Annotated in this window: 12 protein-coding genes; 9 read left to right on the forward strand and 3 right to left on the reverse strand. The window is 61.1% G+C overall.

Translation table 11 applies throughout. The annotated features are described in order from the left end of the window. Positions 1-558: 558 nt before the first annotated feature. A complete protein-coding gene (locus NIBR502770_RS21795) occupies positions 559-783 on the reverse strand; it encodes a hypothetical protein (RefSeq protein WP_371416514.1) in 225 nt (74 codons plus the stop codon). A 323-nt stretch (positions 784-1,106) separates the two neighbouring features. Between NIBR502770_RS21795 and NIBR502770_RS05990 the strand changes: the two genes are divergently transcribed. The 9 genes from NIBR502770_RS05990 (at position 1,107) to NIBR502770_RS06030 (ending at position 13,093) form a co-directional block, all read left to right on the forward strand. Next, on the forward strand, positions 1,107-3,566 hold the full coding sequence (locus tag NIBR502770_RS05990; RefSeq protein ID WP_141181333.1) for an AAA family ATPase: 2,460 nt from the start codon (positions 1,107-1,109) through the stop codon (positions 3,564-3,566). A gap of 829 nt (positions 3,567-4,395) precedes the next feature. Further along, positions 4,396-4,683, forward strand: a complete 288-nt coding sequence (locus NIBR502770_RS05995) for a hypothetical protein (protein WP_141181334.1) — start codon at positions 4,396-4,398, stop codon at positions 4,681-4,683. Positions 4,684-4,737: 54 nt separating this feature from the next. Then, complete coding sequence (locus tag NIBR502770_RS06000; protein WP_168223122.1) at positions 4,738-6,057, forward strand: type IV secretion system protein; 1,320 nt, start codon at positions 4,738-4,740, stop codon at positions 6,055-6,057. Further along, positions 6,050-7,549, forward strand: coding sequence for an SCO6880 family protein (locus NIBR502770_RS06005; protein ID WP_109864360.1), 1,500 nt, complete (start codon positions 6,050-6,052; stop codon positions 7,547-7,549). The genes NIBR502770_RS06000 and NIBR502770_RS06005 overlap by 8 nt, the downstream gene beginning before the upstream one ends. A gap of 227 nt (positions 7,550-7,776) precedes the next feature. Then, positions 7,777-8,991: an ATP-binding protein gene (locus tag NIBR502770_RS06010; protein WP_133247125.1), complete on the forward strand. Its 1,215-nt coding sequence runs from the start codon at positions 7,777-7,779 to the stop codon at positions 8,989-8,991. 254 nt (positions 8,992-9,245) lie between these two features. After that, the gene (locus NIBR502770_RS06015) at positions 9,246-10,805 is read left to right on the forward strand and encodes a type IV secretory system conjugative DNA transfer family protein (protein WP_168223123.1); all 1,560 of its coding nucleotides are present in this window, start codon (positions 9,246-9,248) and stop codon (positions 10,803-10,805) included. Further along, a complete protein-coding gene (locus tag NIBR502770_RS06020; RefSeq protein ID WP_141160684.1) occupies positions 10,798-11,310 on the forward strand; it encodes a hypothetical protein in 513 nt (170 codons plus the stop codon). The genes NIBR502770_RS06015 and NIBR502770_RS06020 overlap by 8 nt, the downstream gene beginning before the upstream one ends. Before the next feature lie 183 nt (positions 11,311-11,493). Next, positions 11,494-12,543, forward strand: coding sequence for an ArdC-like ssDNA-binding domain-containing protein (locus tag NIBR502770_RS06025; protein WP_210418918.1), 1,050 nt, complete (start codon positions 11,494-11,496; stop codon positions 12,541-12,543). 58 nt (positions 12,544-12,601) lie between these two features. Further along, positions 12,602-13,093, forward strand: coding sequence for a single-stranded DNA-binding protein (locus NIBR502770_RS06030; protein WP_109864365.1), 492 nt, complete (start codon positions 12,602-12,604; stop codon positions 13,091-13,093). A gap of 120 nt (positions 13,094-13,213) precedes the next feature. Here the strand turns inward: NIBR502770_RS06030 and NIBR502770_RS06035 are convergent, their stop codons facing one another. Further along, positions 13,214-13,498, reverse strand: coding sequence for a hypothetical protein (locus tag NIBR502770_RS06035; RefSeq protein ID WP_141181338.1), 285 nt, complete (start codon positions 13,496-13,498; stop codon positions 13,214-13,216). Between the two features lie 652 nt (positions 13,499-14,150). Next, positions 14,151-17,705 carry a MobF family relaxase gene (gene mobF / locus NIBR502770_RS06040; RefSeq protein ID WP_141181339.1) on the reverse strand — a complete coding sequence of 1,185 codons (3,555 nt, stop codon included), beginning with the start codon at positions 17,703-17,705 and terminating at the stop codon, positions 14,151-14,153. Between the last annotated feature and the right edge of the window lie 320 nt (positions 17,706-18,025).

Here is an 18,025-nt window from a genome sequence, read left to right on the forward strand (position 1 = left end):
AATGTGCACCGCGAGCTTGTGTCGAGCTGGCTTCGGATCGGGTTGAGGGGACAGGAAGGTGATCAGCGCTTGGCCTCACCGTTCCATAGCGAAGAGCGCCGCGACATCTGGCCGCCACGAGCCGACGCATCTCGAAAGGAAGGACCGCTGAAGACAAGGGCACGGAGATGATGAAGAGACTGCTTGAACGGTGCGTACCTATGCCTCGTACCTCGCGGTAAATGAGCCCGGGCCGCGGTAGGTTGAAGCCATGAATAACGCGGTCGAACCAATCAGCATGACGGTCTACCCGAGACCAGACGGTACTTGGTGGGTGCGGTTCACGGATGACCAGGGCAACGCTGAGGACAAGGGACCCATCTCCTGGAAGGGTGAAGGAACCTTCCACAGCAATGGCTTAAATTCCGTGATTTTCTGGGTACCCAAGGGATACGCGTACCAGAGTTGGCAAGAGATGGAAGACGGTTCGTTTACAGCCGTCCTGTATCGAACGCACCCTGGGTTCGGCTAGAGGCGCGACGAAGGATTTTCCTCTGGGGGCGCAAGTCCCCTCCGCGCTCAGTCCCGCCTAAAGATGAGCTGTTCGACCTGCTCGGGTTCGCTGCCGAGTACGACTGCCCATTCCGCCATGCGTTCTGTGTACCGGCGGTAGCTATTGGCGCTATGCCAGGTAAGCCACAGGGGGCCGACCTCTTGGCAGTGGTTCTTGAACCATTTCACGACGATTCGGTCCATGATGGGGGTTGTAGCTACCTCGTCTGAAGCCTCTGTAGCGAAGCTGATGAAAGTGGGCTGCCCTTGCCCGGTACGTCCGAGAGCACGATGAGGACTTCCGCCGAGCTGCGATCGTCATCAAAGACTCTGCGGGAACGCTGTCAGCCATCCAGCTATTCGGCCAAACCGACGACACCCTGGAGAAAAAGTTGGCCGGGGCAGCGTCCAAGGAAGCCATCGAGCAGCTATTCCGTAAACTGGGTGGAAAGTACTAGATGATCTGGAAATATTCACTGAATAAGCTCAGCGGTGCCAGCCAAGTGACAAAGTCGGTATATATGCCGTGAGAAATCTGAAATTTCGTACATGCGATTAAAATTTGGGGGAACTGCGTGACGCAGTTGGCAGACATAGAACAAACCGAGGCTCTCACGATGTTTTCGTATGAGGAGCTTCTGCACGAGATCGAACTTAAGCGAGCGTCGGCCCGCCAAGGGACCGAAAGCTGGGACCGGCTTCATGCTGTTGCCGTGGAACTTGCCGGCTCATCAGGCGGCGACACAAATTGGATGAATCCCGGGCGGAGCTGGCGACTAGAGAGGATCTCCATAGCCAACTATCGCGGGATCTCTAACGAAGAACCTCTCGTGCTTGTCTTTGACCCCACGCCGGGGATCACTGTTTTACATGGCTTAAACGGAGCCGGCAAGTCCAGCATCAGCGACGCGCTAGATCTGGCACTCAGCGGGACTACGCCCGCTGGTACGGGTGGAACGGCTGGGAACGCTGCCCTCTGGGATCCTGTACATCTCGCGAGAGGGGCATCGTCGGCACATGTCGAGGTGACTCTCTCTTCGCAAAGTGATCGACTATTTCTTGCGGCAGTCTTAGATGAAAAAGGTGAAGTCGAGTCCCATGTAGCTCACCTCGAAAGCGCGGACGGCTCGGAACAGGTCGATCTCGGTTCGAACTGGCACCAAGCATTGGCCAGCCATCAACCCGTATTTGCTTATGCATCGCTTGAGCGGCGCGTTCAGTTGAGCAAAGACCTTGCGACCTACTTCGAAGGCCTGTTGGCACTGGGCGGGAGTTTCAGTGCCCTCCAAGAAACGATCACTCTCCGTGGGAACCAGTCCACAAAAGCACTAAGCACGTGGCGCAGTGCAAAAGGTGAGGCCATGCGTGCTCTTACCCAGATCGACAGCGATCGACGTTCTTCAGGGAACGTAACGCCCCTCGACCCGGTGCCTGAGCCAACCATAAGCGATTCCAGGGATGAGTGGCTGAAGAACGCTGGATTGCTGGAGCCCGGCCTAGACTCTGACTCGCTGCCGACTGACAGTTGGGAGCAACTTTCGCGGGTGGCCAAGACTATACAAGCCACTATTCATGATTTTGAAAAAGCCGGCAGTACTGTGGAGCAAGTTCTCGCGGGAACCTTGGAGCACTTGCATGAAGAGGCCAAGAACCGTCATCTGGAAGACGGCACCTGTCCTGTTTGTGCGACAGCCAACACGGAGTGGCTGACAACTCTGAGTGAGACCGTCAAGAGGAATCAAAGCCTGGCATCCCTGAGGGCAAAGGTCGCCGCGGACACCAAGGCTTTGGCGGACGTTGCCCATGAGTTGCTTACCGCAGTCCTCAAAGTCGGTTCTCAGGCGGACGACGCTGATCCTATAAGAAAGTTGACCTCCACCGGGCAGAAACTGTTGACCAAATTCGACTTGGCACGCGAGAGTCGAATTGCCGCTCAGCACGCGGTCCTGACTGCAACGACAGAACTTGCGGCTTGGCTTTGCTCCGATGAGGCAAAAGCCTTGGTGAATGAGGCCGTGAAACGGACCGATGCTACCAAGCAATGGCGCATTGCTAGAGCGCGGGCAGTCGAGAAATTCGCGGCAATATGGGAAACGGATGGCAGTTCTGCTGCAGAGTCGGCCATGTGGACGGCTACCTCAAGCCGGGTTGACGACCTCCGAAATCATTTGCGCAAGAGGCGAAGCGACGCGCTTGAAGGAAGAGCCGGCGCGCGCGTGGCTGAACTTCTGTCCGATGCTGAGCTAAAGCTGAATAAAATCAACGCTCTGGCGACCAAAGCATCGATGGAACTTGTCGACCAGAACGGCAATCGAGTCGACCTCGGCATGCTGAGCGCAGGACAGAGAAACGCTGTCCTCCTGGCCCCCCTGCTCGCGTCCGTGGACGCCGGACCTTTTGAGTTCCTCGTTCTCGATGACCCGGTGCACGCATTTGACGAGCTGAGGATCGATAGGCTCGCTGGTTCGCTGGCCTTGCTGGCTGAAACGCGCCGGGTGATCGTCCTGACACATGACGATCGACTCAAAGAGCATTTGGCGGCTAGAGCTCACACATGCGACACGCGGTTAGTGGAACGCTCCGGTGCCACAGGGGCGGTTGAAGTCGATGACAGCCGTCATTTCTGGGACCAATTGCTGCTCGATGCACGAACAGTTCTTGATCTCTCTCTCGAAAAGACCGGATCCACAAGGGATGTTACGGACGGAATTCGCGGGTTGTGCCGAATGAGTGTCGACAACGCGCTCAGGACCTTCGTCCTTCGGAACGCAGTCCTCTTCGGACGGGACACGGAAACCGACCTTAGAATGCTCGACAAGAAATACACGACTAAGGATCGGCTCGCGGTCGCCGCGACCTTTTGGCAGGGGATGGCTCCTGCCGTCAATCCCGTCTTGCGCGCCGTTCAGAAATGCCAGACGCCTTTGAAGTTTTGGAATCAATCCATCCATGGAAATTCTCAACTAACCGATGCTACAAAAGAGGAGATCCGGGCGGCGCGCGATGCTTGCAAGATATTGGCTGCCGCGTTATGACCAGAGATGGCTTGACGAGTGGTTCTAGAACGCGCCTGGCAGTCATGAATCTGCGCCTCCGGATAGAGAAAGTTGCAACTCGGGCTTTGGTTGACGCATTTCCGAGCCATTCACTCAAGGTGGACGAGGCTAAAATCAGCAATCAACTGGCGTTTGTACTGATTGCCTATGAGTCCCGCGCAGCCCCGTCGGAACTACTCGGTCTCCTAAGACTCGCGCGCCACGTTTACCGGCGAACTTCGGACGTTCTCCATGGACGGTCGAGCATGGTCAACTTTCCCGCAGTGCTCCTGTCCGAGTGGGAAGCCATCGTACTGCGCCTCGAGACGATAAGCCGGGTAGATCCCCCAACTGTAAAAGCTCAATTCTTAAGCGCTGAATTCGCGGAATAACAGGGATGAAGAGCTTCAACACGCCCACAGTTGAACGGAAGATTATGAGCCGGTGAAGCCACTTGCGCCGCCTCGTCTCATCCGCTGCTGTCCTTGACCCAGGCGCTTCCCCCACCTGGACAACTCCATATCGACTCGCCCCGGCACGGACGCTGCCTCGCTGGGTCGACCCCGGCGAGGCCGGAGTCATCTCCACATGGTCGACTCCGACATGCGGTAGCTCGAAGACAATGCAATTGCGTCTAAGCTGCACTGACGGGTCTGCCCCGCGATCAACCCACCCCTTTTGCGAACTTTGTCTGGGGTCAATGCAAGTCTGGTCGTGGTCGTGTCCGATAGGCGTGTTCGATGTTCAGGTCATGTCGTTCCATGCTTCACCTCCCATGAACGTTTGAGCTCATTTGCTCACTCCATGGAATACGACGGACGGAGCACTCATGTATTTTGCAGCGGTGGACCCGGGGATCACGCCGAACGCGAGTTTCCCCTTCCTTGAATCGCTCAAACAGATAGGCGGCGGCATCCTCGTTGGCGCCTTCATCATCATCGCCATCGTGGCGATCATCGGCGCAGCGCTACTGCTAGCGGGCAAGCTGAGCCAATCATCGCGCCTGGCCTCCAGCGGAGGCGTGATCCTCCTATGGACAGGCCCCGTGGCTGCCATCCTTGGCGGCATCAACGGCTACATCCTCTGGTCGCAAACCGCATTCCCTCTCGGGTTCTAGGTCATGCCGGTTGAGTGCGATCTCAATGGATGGTGGCCGCCCGGATGCGGCTTGGTGTCACAGGCAAACGACAACGCCCTCGGCGCGGTCACGTCACTGTTCGCAAACATTCTGCAGAACATGGCGTCGTGGCTGTGGGCCTTCATCACGGGTGCCTTCACTGTGTCGAACGTCGACGGCTCCCAGTGGTTGTCCATCCAGGGACTCACGAGCTGGTGGGTGGTAGTAATGCTGACTCCGCTCGCCGTCGCAATGATTTTGCAGCTGCTCTCGGGGCTAATTAGCCAGCAACCCAGACGCATTGGAAGGGCGATGATAGGCGGCGCCGTCGCCATCCCACTGGTGGGCGCAGCCGTCTACCTCGTCCGGCAGTTGACGAGGACAACAGATCTAGCGTCTGCCGCCCTCCTCCAATCGATTGGTTCCGACCCCTATCTTGTCTTCATGCGGCTCTTCGGCTTTGAACGAGCGCCGCAGGGAAGTGGCCGGGAATGGAACCTGGTTTCACTGGCTCCCGGAAACACCGGCGGCCCGGCGGGCGCGGCCGTGGTGACCATGATGGCAGTCGTGGTCGTCTGGATACTCGCCTTCATTCTGATGTGCTCGATGATCTTCCGCTCGTTCGCCCTCGTTGTCCTCGCTGCCGTCGCCCCCGTGGCCCTCATGCTGCTGCCCTGGGACAAGACAAAATCATGGGCTCGTCGCTGGTGTGAGGTCGTCATCGCGTTGGTTGTGGCCAAGCCGTTGGCTGCAACAGTCTTGGCCGTCGCCGTAAAGCTCTTTGCTGATTCCAAGTCCTTCGCGGGCTTGGCAGCCGGAACCGTAGGCATGGCCCTCGCATGTGGGGCACCCATGATGGCCCTGCGCCTCGTGAGCTTCGCTGGAGGGGAACTCGCTGCAGCCGCGCAAACGGCGGGCGGTGGCCACGTGCTCTCGCGAAGCAACAGTGTTGCGGCCCGGCAAATTAGTCGGCAGGCAGGCGGCCGACTGACTCTCGCGAACATGGTGAGTCGTTCCGCCATGACACGGCCCATCAGTTCGAGCCGTAACGTCTTCCCGACACAGGTGTCAGCTCCTCCTGTGCCCGCAGGATTGACCTCACCAGGCCCCGATGGAGGACAGAGAGCCTTGAAAACAGGACCCTCAACCGGATCACCGGAAGCACCGCAGCCCGCAGAACCCACAGGGTTCGTGCGTGTAGGTCCGCCGAGCCAAGGCGGCGCGGTTCCAGCGCCAGCCCGGCAGAGCACGCCTACTGAACTGGGACCGCGAGCGCGGCCTCCCGCTTACAGCCCCGCGCCGTCGAGCCCGCAACCTCCGAAACCCCAGCCACCCAGAATTGATCCGCCGAAGGGAGGCACCTCTCATGTCTGAAGACGGGCGCGCGTTGGAAGCCGTCAAATTCCCAAGGTACGAGCGCCGCGGTTTCTTCCTCGGACTCAAGTGGTATCAATTGCTCATTGTTGCCGCGGGAGTTACCGTCGCGATCGTTGCATCAGCGAGCCATGGTCCAATCGGACTATTCACCACTGGGCCTATGTGGCTCGTGCTCATACTGCTCGGAATACTGCAGTACTCCCGTGTCCCATATCCAGTCTGGGCACAACAGATCGCAACGTTCTTCTACCGCGCAGCTGTGGGCCAGACGAGGTTCCTCGCAAAGCCTGAAGCTCCACGCATCGCCGGCCGGCTTGCCCTTCCCGGTGGGTTGGGCAATCTGGAGATTCGAACTACCGCCCGTGGGGAATGCTTCCTGGTCGATGGCCACGGCAAGGAGGCAATCGTAGTGCTGCGGTGCAGTACGCGGTCCTTTGCTCTCCTGGACGCTGACGATAAAGCGTGGGCAGTCCAGGCCTGGTCACGGGTTCAGGCCGGCATGGCCCAACGGCAAAGCATTGCCCGCATCGCCATTCAGGACTACACCGTGCCCTACCCGTCATCGGCACTCTGGGAGTTTTACAGGGAAAATGCCCTGCCGGCGCGAGACAACAAGGAAGCCGCTGGGTGGGGCCATCGTGCATACGAGGACTTACTGGGGGCCGCCGGCTCGGCTATGAGCCATGAGCTGGTCGTCGCGGTTGTCCTGGACACGAGTAAGGCGCGACGGCGGATCAGGGAGTCGGGCGGGGGCGTCACCGGCCTTGAACACGTCCTACGGCTCGAAGTCGATGCGATACGAACGTCGCTGGGTACTCACAACGTCAAGGTCGAGGAATGGTTCGGCGAGGCGGGGTTGCTTGCCATCATTCGCGGCGCTTTCGATCCTGCCCTTTTGCCCGCCGGTAAAGCGATGGCCGCGACAGCTTCGGCGTCGAGTGCACCAGCAGCAGAGTCTACGGATGAGCTCATGAGGCAAGGCCCGATGGGTGTAGAGGAGCACTGGACCTACCTGCGGACAGATTCCGGCTTCCACCAGACCTTTTGGATTGCTGAATGGCCGCGGCAGAAAGTCTTCCCGGGCTTCCTCCACCCTCTGATCTATGTGGGCGAATTCCGCCACACCTTCACCGAGGTTATTCGGGCGGTACCGACCGCTGAAGCTCTGCGCGACATCCGTTCAGCCCAGGAAGCCCACGAGACCCGTCGCCGTATCAATGCCCGCTTCGACAGGCCGCTCACGCGTGAGCAAAGGGCCGAGGAAGAAGAAGTGACACAGAGGGAAGAAGAGATTGTCGCCGGCCACGGTGACGTCCGTCCGGCCTCTTATATGACCGTCACAGCAACCTCACTGGAGGACTTGGCACGACACCGCCAGGAGCTTGAGTCCGCGGCAGCGGGAGCTTTCGTTGAGCTGCGGCTTCTCTACGGACAGCAATGGGCGGCTTTCGTTGCGAGCGCCTTGCCCTTGGGAAGAGGACTGCGATGAACAAGACGAATGGCAGCTTCGAGTACCTTCCGTCGGGGGTAAGTCGGGGGGATCAGAAAGCACGACGGCGGTCCGCACCTTGGGCGTCCAAGCGGGCGAGTGCTCCGTCGGAGGATGAACAGCCGGGACTTCAGAAGCTTCGCTTCACGGGAGATTGGGGGAGCAAGGAGCCGAACTCGCTCCGGGGCCCACACCGGTTGCGTCCGGCACCGCACCGCGCCTCGACCATGACATTCGCGGCCGCCTACCCGTTCCTCACAGAGTCCGGGCTGGGGCATGAAGGCACCTACATCGGAACCGATGTCTTCGGGTCAGGAGCCTTCTCCTACGATCCCTGGATCCTTTACGACAAAGGGATCATCAGCGGCCCATCCATCGTCGTTATCGGAACCGTCGGCACAGGCAAGTCGATGTGCGGCAAGTCGCTCGTCGCGCGGTCCATCACATTGGGCAGGAAAGCCGCCGTCGCCTCCGATCCCAAGGGTGAGTGGGTTGCCGTCGCCAAAGCTGTAGGCGGAAAGGTCATTTCCGTCGGACCAGGCCGCCCCGCACGAGTAAATCCACTGGACGCCGGGCCACGGTCAAGCGCCCTCACTGAAGCACAGTGGCAGGCTGTTGTTCGCCAGCGGCGCCGGTATCTCCTGGTGGCACTTGTCTCCCTCATGCGTCAAGGAATGCCGCTCCGACCCGTCGAGCACACGGCCTTGGATATCGCCCTCATGGAAACAATGGCGGAAAACTCCAACCCCACGCTGCCCATGGTGCTTGACCATTTGCTGCGACCGTCGAAGGAGATGGTGGCTCTCGTCGGGGTCGAGGGCGGAACCGCCGTCAGCCATTCCCTTAGACGCACGGTGTCCGGTGATCTCGAGGGCATGTTTGATGCTCCGTCCACCGTAGCCTTCGACGCGGACGCCCCAATGATGGTGATGGACACTTCGGCGCTCATTGGGGCTTCGGAGCAAGCCCTGTCATTAGCGGCCGCTTGCGGCGCTACCTGGCTGGAGGCGGCGATCACCAATCCCGACGGCGGCAAGCGCCTTGTCGTCTACGACGAAGGTTGGCGGATGCTCGCTGATCCTTACATGCTGGCGAAGATGAGCGAACAGTGGCGTTTGGCCAGAACTTACGGCATCGCCAACCTGCTGATCATGCATAAAGTCGCTGACCTCAACGAGATCGGTGACAGCACCAGCGGACATCGGCAGAAAGCCCTGGGTCTCCTCACCGAAGCGGACACCAGGATCATCTACCGCCAGAAGCACGACGCAATGCGGCTTACCAAGGAAGCGCTGGGCCTTACCGAAGCCGAGTGCGAGCACGTTGAGAATCTTCCGAAGGGCGTCGGTCTCTGGAAGGTCGGCAACCGCTCCTTCATCGTTGCCAACCGGGTGACAACGGACGAGTTGGACGTTTTCGGGACTGACGGCAGGATGCTGTGAGACAGCCAGTGAGTTCCCGGGCTGCCAGCGACAATCCGCTCGTCACCGCTGCTCTCGTTGGAGCGGCGGCTTACGTATGTCTCTGCGCGTTGGTGCAGGCCGCGGCGCAGCTCGCGACCTCTTGGCACTGCGGCGCCTTGCCGCCGTCGCCCTTCAAACCGGGTGCCGTCGTCGGACTTTTGGCCAACAGGATGGACTGGATAGTCATCCGCAGTGGGGACTGCGCAGTCGGCACGGACAGCGTTTGGTGGATCTTGGCTCCGGCCCTGCTGCTGGTCGGAGCGCTCGCCGTGGCTGCGCTGGTTGCGTGGAGGCGGTGGAAGCAATCGGGGGCATGGCTCCGGCAGGACATCCTGAACCGGGACGGCGTTGCCCGTCGCGCCGAAATCGTCCACGACTTTGGGGCGAGGGCGGTGCAGAAGCGGGGGAAGTTCACGCGCCCGGGACTGGTGAAGCCTTCGGTGCAGGATCTGTCCTGGACCCTGGGTCGATCCCGCGGCGTCACGGTCCACGTTTCCACTGAAGAATCGATGGTGATCCAGGGTGCTCCCCGGTCCGGCAAGGGCCTCTACGTGGTCATCAATGCGATCCTCGACGCGCCCGGTGCCGTCGTAACGACGTCTACGCGGGCTGACAACCTTGTAGTGACCATGAAGGCAAGGGCTTCTGACGGGCGCCCGGTGACGGTGTTCGATCCCCAAGGCATGTCAGGCTTGCCGTCGTCCCTCCGCTGGTCACCGGTGCGGGGATGTGAGGACCCGGACGTTGCCACCCGGCGAGCGCTGGTCATTACCGCGGACACGGAGATGAAGGGCGAAAACGCTGCGTGGCAGAAGCGCTCGCTGATCGTCCTCCAATGCCTGCTCCATGCTGCTGCCCTGTCCGGCGAGGGAGTGGCTGCATTCCGACGCTGGTCCTCCAGCCCTGTGCTTGCCCGGGAAGCGCTGGAAGTCCTGGGCACGCCTGGCGCGGCGCTTGGTTGGCAGTCAGACCTGATGGGAATCCTGGAAGACGACCCGCGGAATACCTCGAACTCCTGGATCGGTGTCTCGGCAGCGGTTGCCCCGCTGTCTTCACCGAAGGTTTTGGCTGCACTGAACCCGCAGGATGAGTCCGAGGAGTTTGATCCGAAGGCGTTCATTCGGGAACGGGGCACGCTCTATTTGATCGGCACGCGCGCAGGCGCGGCTGCTGCCGGTCCATACATGTCCGCCCTGATCGACGACATTGACAGCGCGGCACGCGAAATGGCGTTCGTTTCGCCAGGCGGCAGGCTTGAGCCGCCGCTGTCCCTCATACTCGATGAGATCGCCAACCTGGCTCCCTGGCCGGGCCTACCCGTGGCGCTGGCTGATGGCGGCGGCATCGGCATCTCCACCCTCGTCGTCCTCCAATCCCTTTCTCAGGCCCGTTCGGGCTGGTCCATCGATGAAGCGTCAACAATATGGGACTCCGCCATCATCAAGGTGATTTTCGGAGGCGGATCTGACGAACACGACCTCCGATCGCTCGCCGGTCTGCTCGGCGAGCGCAGCTTGACGCTCACCACGCGTTCCTGGTCGTCACAGGGCCGGCAGGACGGCGAACAGCTTCGCGACCGTCCGGTGATCGCCTTGGACGAGATTCGACGCCTCCCAGCTGGCACCGCACTCATGCTGGGTCGGCGCACGCGGCCTATTTTGTTGGATCTCCTGGAATGGCACAAGCGCAAGGACGCCGGGGAACTGCGCCGCCTGAAGGCTGAGATGGAGCGCCTGTTGGCCGACGGTCACAAGCAGCGTCAACAGAAGACCGAAGGGGCTCCTGATGCATAGCCGTGACAACGTCGACGAGTTTGATGTTCCCTCCTCGGGTTCCTTTGGGGACGACGAGATTACTGCACAACTTTTCAGGTCGGCATTTGCCGGACAGGCTGGGCCCAAGTCCGTGACCCGCCGCTGGCGGGAGATGACGACCGAGCAATCACAGGAGGCATGGCGATCGCTATTTGCGTGGGTGCGATGGCTCGTGGCCACCTACCAACTGACGACGTCGGTCGTCCCGGACTGCTGGTGGCGTCACCCTGAGATCGTGGCTGAGTTGTACGCGCTTCACCGCGCGGAGTTGGCCTCCTACACAACGGACGATCCTGGCTTCGGGCCGCTCGCCTTCCATGAAAGGCTCCCACACGCCGTCGAACGTCTTAGGACGCACACCAGGGCGGCCGGATGCGTAGGACTGCAGGCACACAAGGATCCCGCACCGCGCATGCTTGCGAACGACGATCCGGCCTTCCTCGACTGGTGCAAGGCGGCCCATCAATTGGTTCCCGAATTCTGAGTCATGTCGCTCCAATGACCTGGTCGCCATGAACTGGTGTCTGCGCAGCTGAGCTGCGGTCCAAGAAACAGAAGGGTGGCTGTCGTGGCCGCTGCACCCGAAGTTCCGTCAAGCCCCTCCGCTGGCCCGAACTCCCCGTTGGAGCCTCAGCGACTGGCGCCCGAGGAACGTGTTGCTGCCTTGATGGACGGACTGCACTCGATTCTTGAAAAGGCTGTCGAGTCGCCATCACATTGGCAGGTTCTCCTTGACGCTTCCGCCAGCCTGTGGCGCTATTCCGGCGGGAACGTTGCCCTGCTGATGATGCAGATGGCACAGCGCGGTACCGACGAGCCCACGCTCGTGGCGGGCTTCAAGGAGTGGGAGCGGCACGGGCGGAATGTTCTTCGTGGTGAGCATGCCTTGTGGGTGATTGCGCCAAGGACGGCCCGCGTTCAACAGGTGCTCTTGCCGGACGGCACGCGTCACCGCATCCCTGTTGGCGACAAGGCTCCCAACGGCGCCGTTGACGAGGGGAAGAAGACGCTCATCACTGGCTGGCGGGGCCAGGCTGTCTTCGACGTCTCCCAGACCGAGGGTACCCCGCTGCTGGTTCCTCGATCAGCTGGGCTCACGTCAGTCGAGGTGCCGCGGCTGTGGGAGTCGCTGGCTGGAGTTGCCCGCGCTCACGGCTTCTCAGTGCAAGTCACGGACTCGCAGTTCGGGCTCACAAGCGGCTTCACGGACTTTGCCCAGCATCGCGTTCAGGTGGGTGGCTGGCTGAACTCAGAGGAACGCGCAGCGGTGCTCGCGCATGAGCTCGGGCACGTTTTGCTCCACGGCCCGAACGACAATGTGGGCAAGTTGTATGGAAGCAGCGTGGACCACCGCGGGCTGGCCGAAGTCGAGGCGGAGTCAGTGGCCTACACGGTGCTTAAGGCGCACGGAATTGATAGAGGGCCTCAATCAGCAAGCTATCTGTCGGGCTGGGCTGATGCAGTTATCGAAGCGGAGCAGTCAGCAGCCGAGGCTACTTCTGGAAAGTCGCCGGCCTCACGCGTGGATATTGCCAAATCAGTGCTCGGCCGGGTGACGGCCGCAAGCAAGGAAGTTCTTGAAATGACCGATCCGCCAGGACAGGGCGGGAAGGTTCCGGCTGCGGAAGCCTCCCTGCACGTTGAAGGCCAGGAAACATATGCGGGCGTGAAACCGGCAGAGGAACCATCGCGTGGTCTGGAGATTTCTGGCCCTTAAGGCCGGCCATTGAAGCGTGGGATGGGAAAGTCCCGTCCGCGAAGGAAGGACGCACGATATGAGCACCAAAATACCGATCAACATCGCCGGCAACCTCGTAGCAGATCCGGATCTGACCTACGGTGAGTCGGGGGTGGCCCACACCAAGCTCCGCGTTGCGGTGAACCAGCGTGTCCAGGGGCCAGACGGATCCTGGCATGACGGGGAACCTGTTTTTCACAACGTCTCCGCGTTCCGGGCGCTCGCCGAGAATGCCTCCAATTCGCTGAAGAAGGGCGACCCCGTCACCGTTTCGGGTGAGCTGGAATTCCGTTCCTTTGAAAAGGATGGGGAGCGGCGTGAGGCTCGTCGGATCGTAGCCGAGACCATTGGCCCGGACCTTCGCTTTGGTACCGCTGCATACCAACGTTCTGCGCGTGCCGCTGGGCCTGGCGCTTCCACCGAGGCAGGCCTGCAGGCGGCGCCGGAGCCGACGTACAACATCGCAACCAAGGGGCCGGTGTCGGTATCCCCTTTCGGCGAGCCGGCGCGGAATGAGGTTAGTCTCTGACCCTGCGCCGTTGGGTGAGTCTCCTGGGCTTGCCCGCTAGTGAGACATGGCAATGGCCTGGTCCTTCCGCGGAGGACCGGGCCATTGTCTTGCTGTCACGCCGATGGACCGCGATGCTTGCTATAGCCGCGAACTGCCCTTCCATTCGTCCGGTTCCACCCGCTTGATGCTCGAAGAGTGGGCCCATCCCATGTGGTACTTGCCGGAGGAATCCAGCCATTCGATAAGACCGTACTTGTGGGTCCAGCCAACGGCCTTGCCATAGATTCCGCCGACATACACTAACGGCCGGGCATACTTGGGGAAGTCCCGAATAGGCGCCGGATCATCGATCGGACGGCTGGACTCAGCGTCCATCCGGGCCGTCATGCGCTCGAGGTCTTCTGGCGAGCCGGACTTGATCACGCAACAACTATAGAACATATGTTCGAATGCGGTTTGCGGGGGACCGGTCAGTGAGAGGAGCTTCAGGTATTAGGTGCATTCAGTGCGGTAGCCCTTACAGCACCCACCGGGCGCCCTTCGGCAGGAGCCCAGGCCAAACAATCGACCGCCTGAATGAAGTACGTGTCCGGCCATGGCGCGCCAGGCATAACCTGGGCTGGGTCCGGGGAGATGAGCAGGACAGATCCGGGCCAGATCGGTTCCGGAAGCGACTCCAGCCATGCCCGCTGAGTGTGGTTGAAGCGATTCCATCTGATCGTGACCCAGGAGCCGGTGGGCTGCACTGCGTTAACGCTAACGAGCGTCACCTCCGCTGTTGTGCCGCCAAGCGCTTTGGCATTGCTGAACGATCTCCACTGTTCCGTCGCCTGTTCCTGCCAGGCCCGGCGTTGTCTAGTCCGTCGCCACCATTGCCATCCAGTAAGTAGTGCAGCAGCGAACAGCGTGGCGCAGCCTCCTAACTTTGCGGAGAAGGGAAGGCCGGCGGAGAGAAGGAGAACCAGAGAGAGGGCAGCCGCGGATAGAACAACCGCGCTGGCCAGTACCAACCCGGCTGTCGCAACTCTCGGTTTCACCGCTGGGTTCACGACCAATGTTCTGCCTCTATATCAGCTTAGATCTGCCAGCCTGAACTAGTAAGGACGACTTGCTGGGATCGATGCATATCGGGTGGACTCATCTCTGGATGAGGGGCAGTCTGACAGCCTCGGGCGCTTTCAGTTGCTTCCTGGATTTCTTCCCGCTGCTGCAACTGTTCCCACTCGTAGTCCGCCGGGGGAGCTCCCAATGGCAGGTGGGAATCGTAGATTCCCCATCTATCCCTGAACAGGGCAACATCGCGAATCAGCCCGCCCAAGGATTCTGTCGCACCCACGGCGGCAGCCAGCTCGTCCTTCCACGGAGCATCCTGCGTCAGGGCGGCCCAAGTGACGGATTCCATCCTTTGCCGGATGCGTTCGCGGACCTGGACGATCATGTCTGCCAACTCGGGTCCAAGCACAGGGAACGATTCGCGCAAAGGGTCTATCGCCGTCGTCGGTGTTCCTCTTGTGCAGCGACGAAGCCGCGCGCTAAGGAGGGCCATCGGGTCGTGCACTGAATGGCTGTCCTGCACGGTCCGCTCCATGACGCGCTCTGCGCCGTGACGGCCGACCGCTGTAGCTTTTCGCCAGGCGGCAACTGCGGCGCCCCACGACGGTGACGCGCTTAGTTCCTGCACTGCGAGCGGGGCACGCGTTCCCAGACAGCGTCTGAGGTCCTCACCGGCAGCAATCTGCGCGAGGTAATCGTACTCGGCATACAGCCGTTCAAGGCTGTCCGCCTTCCTCCTCTCTGCCTCGCGGACCTCGTGTGCAGCCCGCTCCGCCCCCTCTGCGGCGAGCACCTCGCCGAGGATGCTGCGCCACGACAGCTGCTGCGAAGGATCAACGGCCTGGTGGTCAGTGTCGTTGCCTTGGCTGACGTATGCGAAGTTGCCGGACCGGCCGCGGGTCATGCTCACGTAGAGTAGCTCGCGGGTTAACCGACCTTGTGTGATCACTGTGTGCCCGGTATCGACCGTGAGGCCTTGGGACCGGTGGGCGGTAGTCGCATAGCCCAGCTCGACGGACGTCTCAAGATAGGTCCGGGGGAGTACGACGCTTGCTCCAGTCTCCCGCCGCACTGCGGCAACCGAGCCATCGTGCTTGTTGACGGCCCTGACATCGAACAACGTGCCGTTTCGGACAAATTCGCCTTCGCTGTCGATGAGTCGGCGATTGTTTGCTCGGGCGATGACGGTGTCACCGGAGCCGGCCTGCAAGCCGTCGGTGAGTTGAGCTGTACGCTCTGCATCCACAACTCCCTGGGCCACCAGGTCTGCTCTGGCGCGCTCGTTGAGCATGTTCACGGTCTCGTTGTCTGCGGCGATCAGGATGGACGACTTACCCGACTGCATGTCGGCCCGCCACGCAAGATACGCCTGGTCCAGCATGCTTAGGTAGGAGCCGTGCCGGATCCGCCGATGCTGCTCATAGTCCTCGATCGCCGAGTATTCTCCTGCCCGCAGCTTAAGGGACGAGGCGCGCTCCCACTCCTCATGGAACCTCCAGATAGTCCTGAGCCGCGTCGCTAGTCCCTGGCGGTCCAGCCAACCGAGGACGCCGCCAGCGTCGATGGCGTCCAACTGGCCCGGGTCTCCCACGAGGAGGATTTTCGCATCGGCATCCCTTGCTTGTTGCACGAGGGCAGCTAGCTGAAAGGTGGACACCATGGACGCTTCGTCAATGATGACGAGTTGATTTGGGTGGAAGCACCAGCGCTGTTGGGTTGCGGCTAGCCGGGCAGCTTCCTGGGCGAATGCAATGCTCCGGCGGTCGCTGTACTTGGACGAACCCAGGAGTTCCTGAATGTGGAAGAAGCGCTCGCCCCTCGTAGCTGCGCTCTGACCCATTGACTCGTGCAGCCACTTGGTAACGTTCTCGGTGACCACGCGAAGTTCCTGGCCCAGCACCTCCGCGCTCGCGGCAGCTGGCGCCAGCCCGATGACACTGCCTGCCCCATGCTCTGCCTCCCAAACCGCCTTCACCGCGCCCAACGTGGTGGTTTTTCCCGTTCCCGCCGGGCCGACGATGGCGTCCAGTCGGTTTCCGCTGAGGATGACGTGGGCAACGGCGGCGCGCTGATCGGAATGCAGCCTCGAGACCTGCAGCGGGCGACCACTGTCCAGGGACTCCATGATAATTTCTGGGCGGACAGCCGGGCCGCCATCGTCCTTCCTTGCTGTCATGATGACGTCCTCGGAAGCGAGTGTTGAAGCGTCCGTGTAGAGGCGTGACCCATGGAAGTCGAAAACGCTCCGGTGATTGAGCTGCAGGTCCGGACCAACGTTCGATGGAAGGGAATAGCGGTAGTCGTTTAATGGCACTGATTGTTGTTCGGCAGCGGTGGCGACTGCGTCTATCAGGGCGGCCCGGTCTGAGGGCGTGCGGCAGCGGATTTGGGCGCAGACTCTTTCCGCTTCGGCGAGCAGGTTCCAGCGGTTCCAAGTTGAGCGCTTTCCAGCGACCCGCTCCCTGACCACGGTAGCGACGGCGGAGGTCCAGTCGGGAGTGAAGTCCAGAAAGGTAAGAGGGGCGACGCGGGAGCGGTTGATGGTGTGGGCGAGGACGTCAGATGGCTGGAAACCTTTGGCAATTGCTCGAGTCTGCCATTGTTCAGAGAGCTGGTGCAGTGGTGTGGGACTCTCGGGCTTCGGGGCGCGCGTAGCCAGGGTTGCCTGCTGGCGGAGTTTGATGGTGGTCGTAGCCGAGGGAGTCTGGCCGTGATCCTTGGTCCAAGCTGCCACAAGACGATCAGTTTCCAAGTCGATGAGGCGGGAGCGATTGGAGAATTCGCGGATGAGTTCTTCATCGATCCCGGTGAGCTGTTGGCTGGGGTTGTGCGTTGTGGTGAGGGGAGCGCGGATCTCGGGGTCGCACCCAAGGTCCCGTTGGAGGGCGTCGAACAGCAGGCCGTTGTAGTGTTCGCTCGCCGCGACCGCTGCTTTGTACAGAGCCCGGGAGTCGAGGGTGACCCAGGCTCCGTCGGTGACACGTTGTGTGCGGTTGGCGATAACAAGGTGGGTGTGGAGCTGCGGATCCCCGGTTCGTGACTCCCAATGGTCGAACGCGGCGGCAACAGCTCCTTGGGTGCCGATATGGGCGACGCCGTTACGGCCGGCCCTTGTGTGGATGACGTTCTTTTCCAGCCACGCAAGGGTCGCCTCGACCGCTTCGTGGTGGGTTCGCAGGATCTGCTGCTGCTTGCTGTGTGGGCTCAGCGCCCAGAGTACGGACACCGACTTTGGCACGCTGAACGTCAGGTCGAAGCCAATGACCGCATGCCGTTGAGCTGATTGGCCGGCCTTGTTCTCGACAGCGGCAGATTGGGCGTGCGGCCTGCCCAGGGGAGTGCCGGTCAGCGGATGCACCGCCATGTCAAATACCGCTCTTGCGTCGATTTCCGTGACGGCGTCACCCAGCGTCTTACTGATGCCGTTTAGTCCGCCGCCAATCCAACGCCCCTGGGGTGTGCCCGCCTTCATGTAGTACGTGGTGGGGTCCGGGGGAGAACCGGAAAAGTCATCCATCATCGTTGTCTTGAACAGGTAGCGCAGACCCGACCGGGCAGACAGACGTGCGATAGACATGGTCACAGTCGGGGTGCCCCTGCCTGCTGTTTGCTTGGATCCCAACCCCGCCGGCGGAGGATGTCCAAGGTTCGGACGTCAAGAGCCACTCCCTTGGCACGGGAGATTGAGACAAGCAAGGCCGCGGTGTGCGCCAGGTCCTGCACATTAGTCCGTTGAGCTCGTTTAAGGCGTGCGACCTCCGACTGGAGGAGGTTGGTGCTCAGCCGCTGTTCCGAACTCTCGGCTTCGAGCCGGTCGATCTCTGCGGCTTGAGAGCGGAGCTTGGACTGAACCACTTGGCGTTGGCGCTCGCAGGATATCCTCTCGGACTCCAGGCG

The organism is Pseudarthrobacter sp. NIBRBAC000502770, assembly GCF_006517815.1.
Taxonomy (GTDB): Bacteria; Actinomycetota; Actinomycetes; order Actinomycetales; family Micrococcaceae; genus Arthrobacter; species Arthrobacter niigatensis.

Excerpts from the sequence above, each read along its gene's own strand:
- NIBR502770_RS06005 (WP_109864360.1), top strand. The coding sequence starts at position 6,050 with ATGTCTGAAGACGGGCGCGCGTTGGAAGCCGTCAAATTCCCAAGGTAC.
- mobF (WP_141181339.1), bottom strand. The coding sequence starts at position 17,705 with ATGTCTATCGCACGTCTGTCTGCCCGGTCGGGTCTGCGCTACCTGTTC.
- NIBR502770_RS06025 (WP_210418918.1), top strand. The coding sequence starts at position 11,494 with ATGGACGGACTGCACTCGATTCTTGAAAAGGCTGTCGAGTCGCCATCA.
- NIBR502770_RS06020 (WP_141160684.1), top strand. The coding sequence starts at position 10,798 with ATGCATAGCCGTGACAACGTCGACGAGTTTGATGTTCCCTCCTCGGGT.
- NIBR502770_RS05995 (WP_141181334.1), top strand. The coding sequence starts at position 4,396 with ATGTATTTTGCAGCGGTGGACCCGGGGATCACGCCGAACGCGAGTTTC.
- NIBR502770_RS06010 (WP_133247125.1), top strand. The coding sequence starts at position 7,777 with ATGACATTCGCGGCCGCCTACCCGTTCCTCACAGAGTCCGGGCTGGGG.
- NIBR502770_RS06030 (WP_109864365.1), top strand. The coding sequence starts at position 12,602 with ATGAGCACCAAAATACCGATCAACATCGCCGGCAACCTCGTAGCAGAT.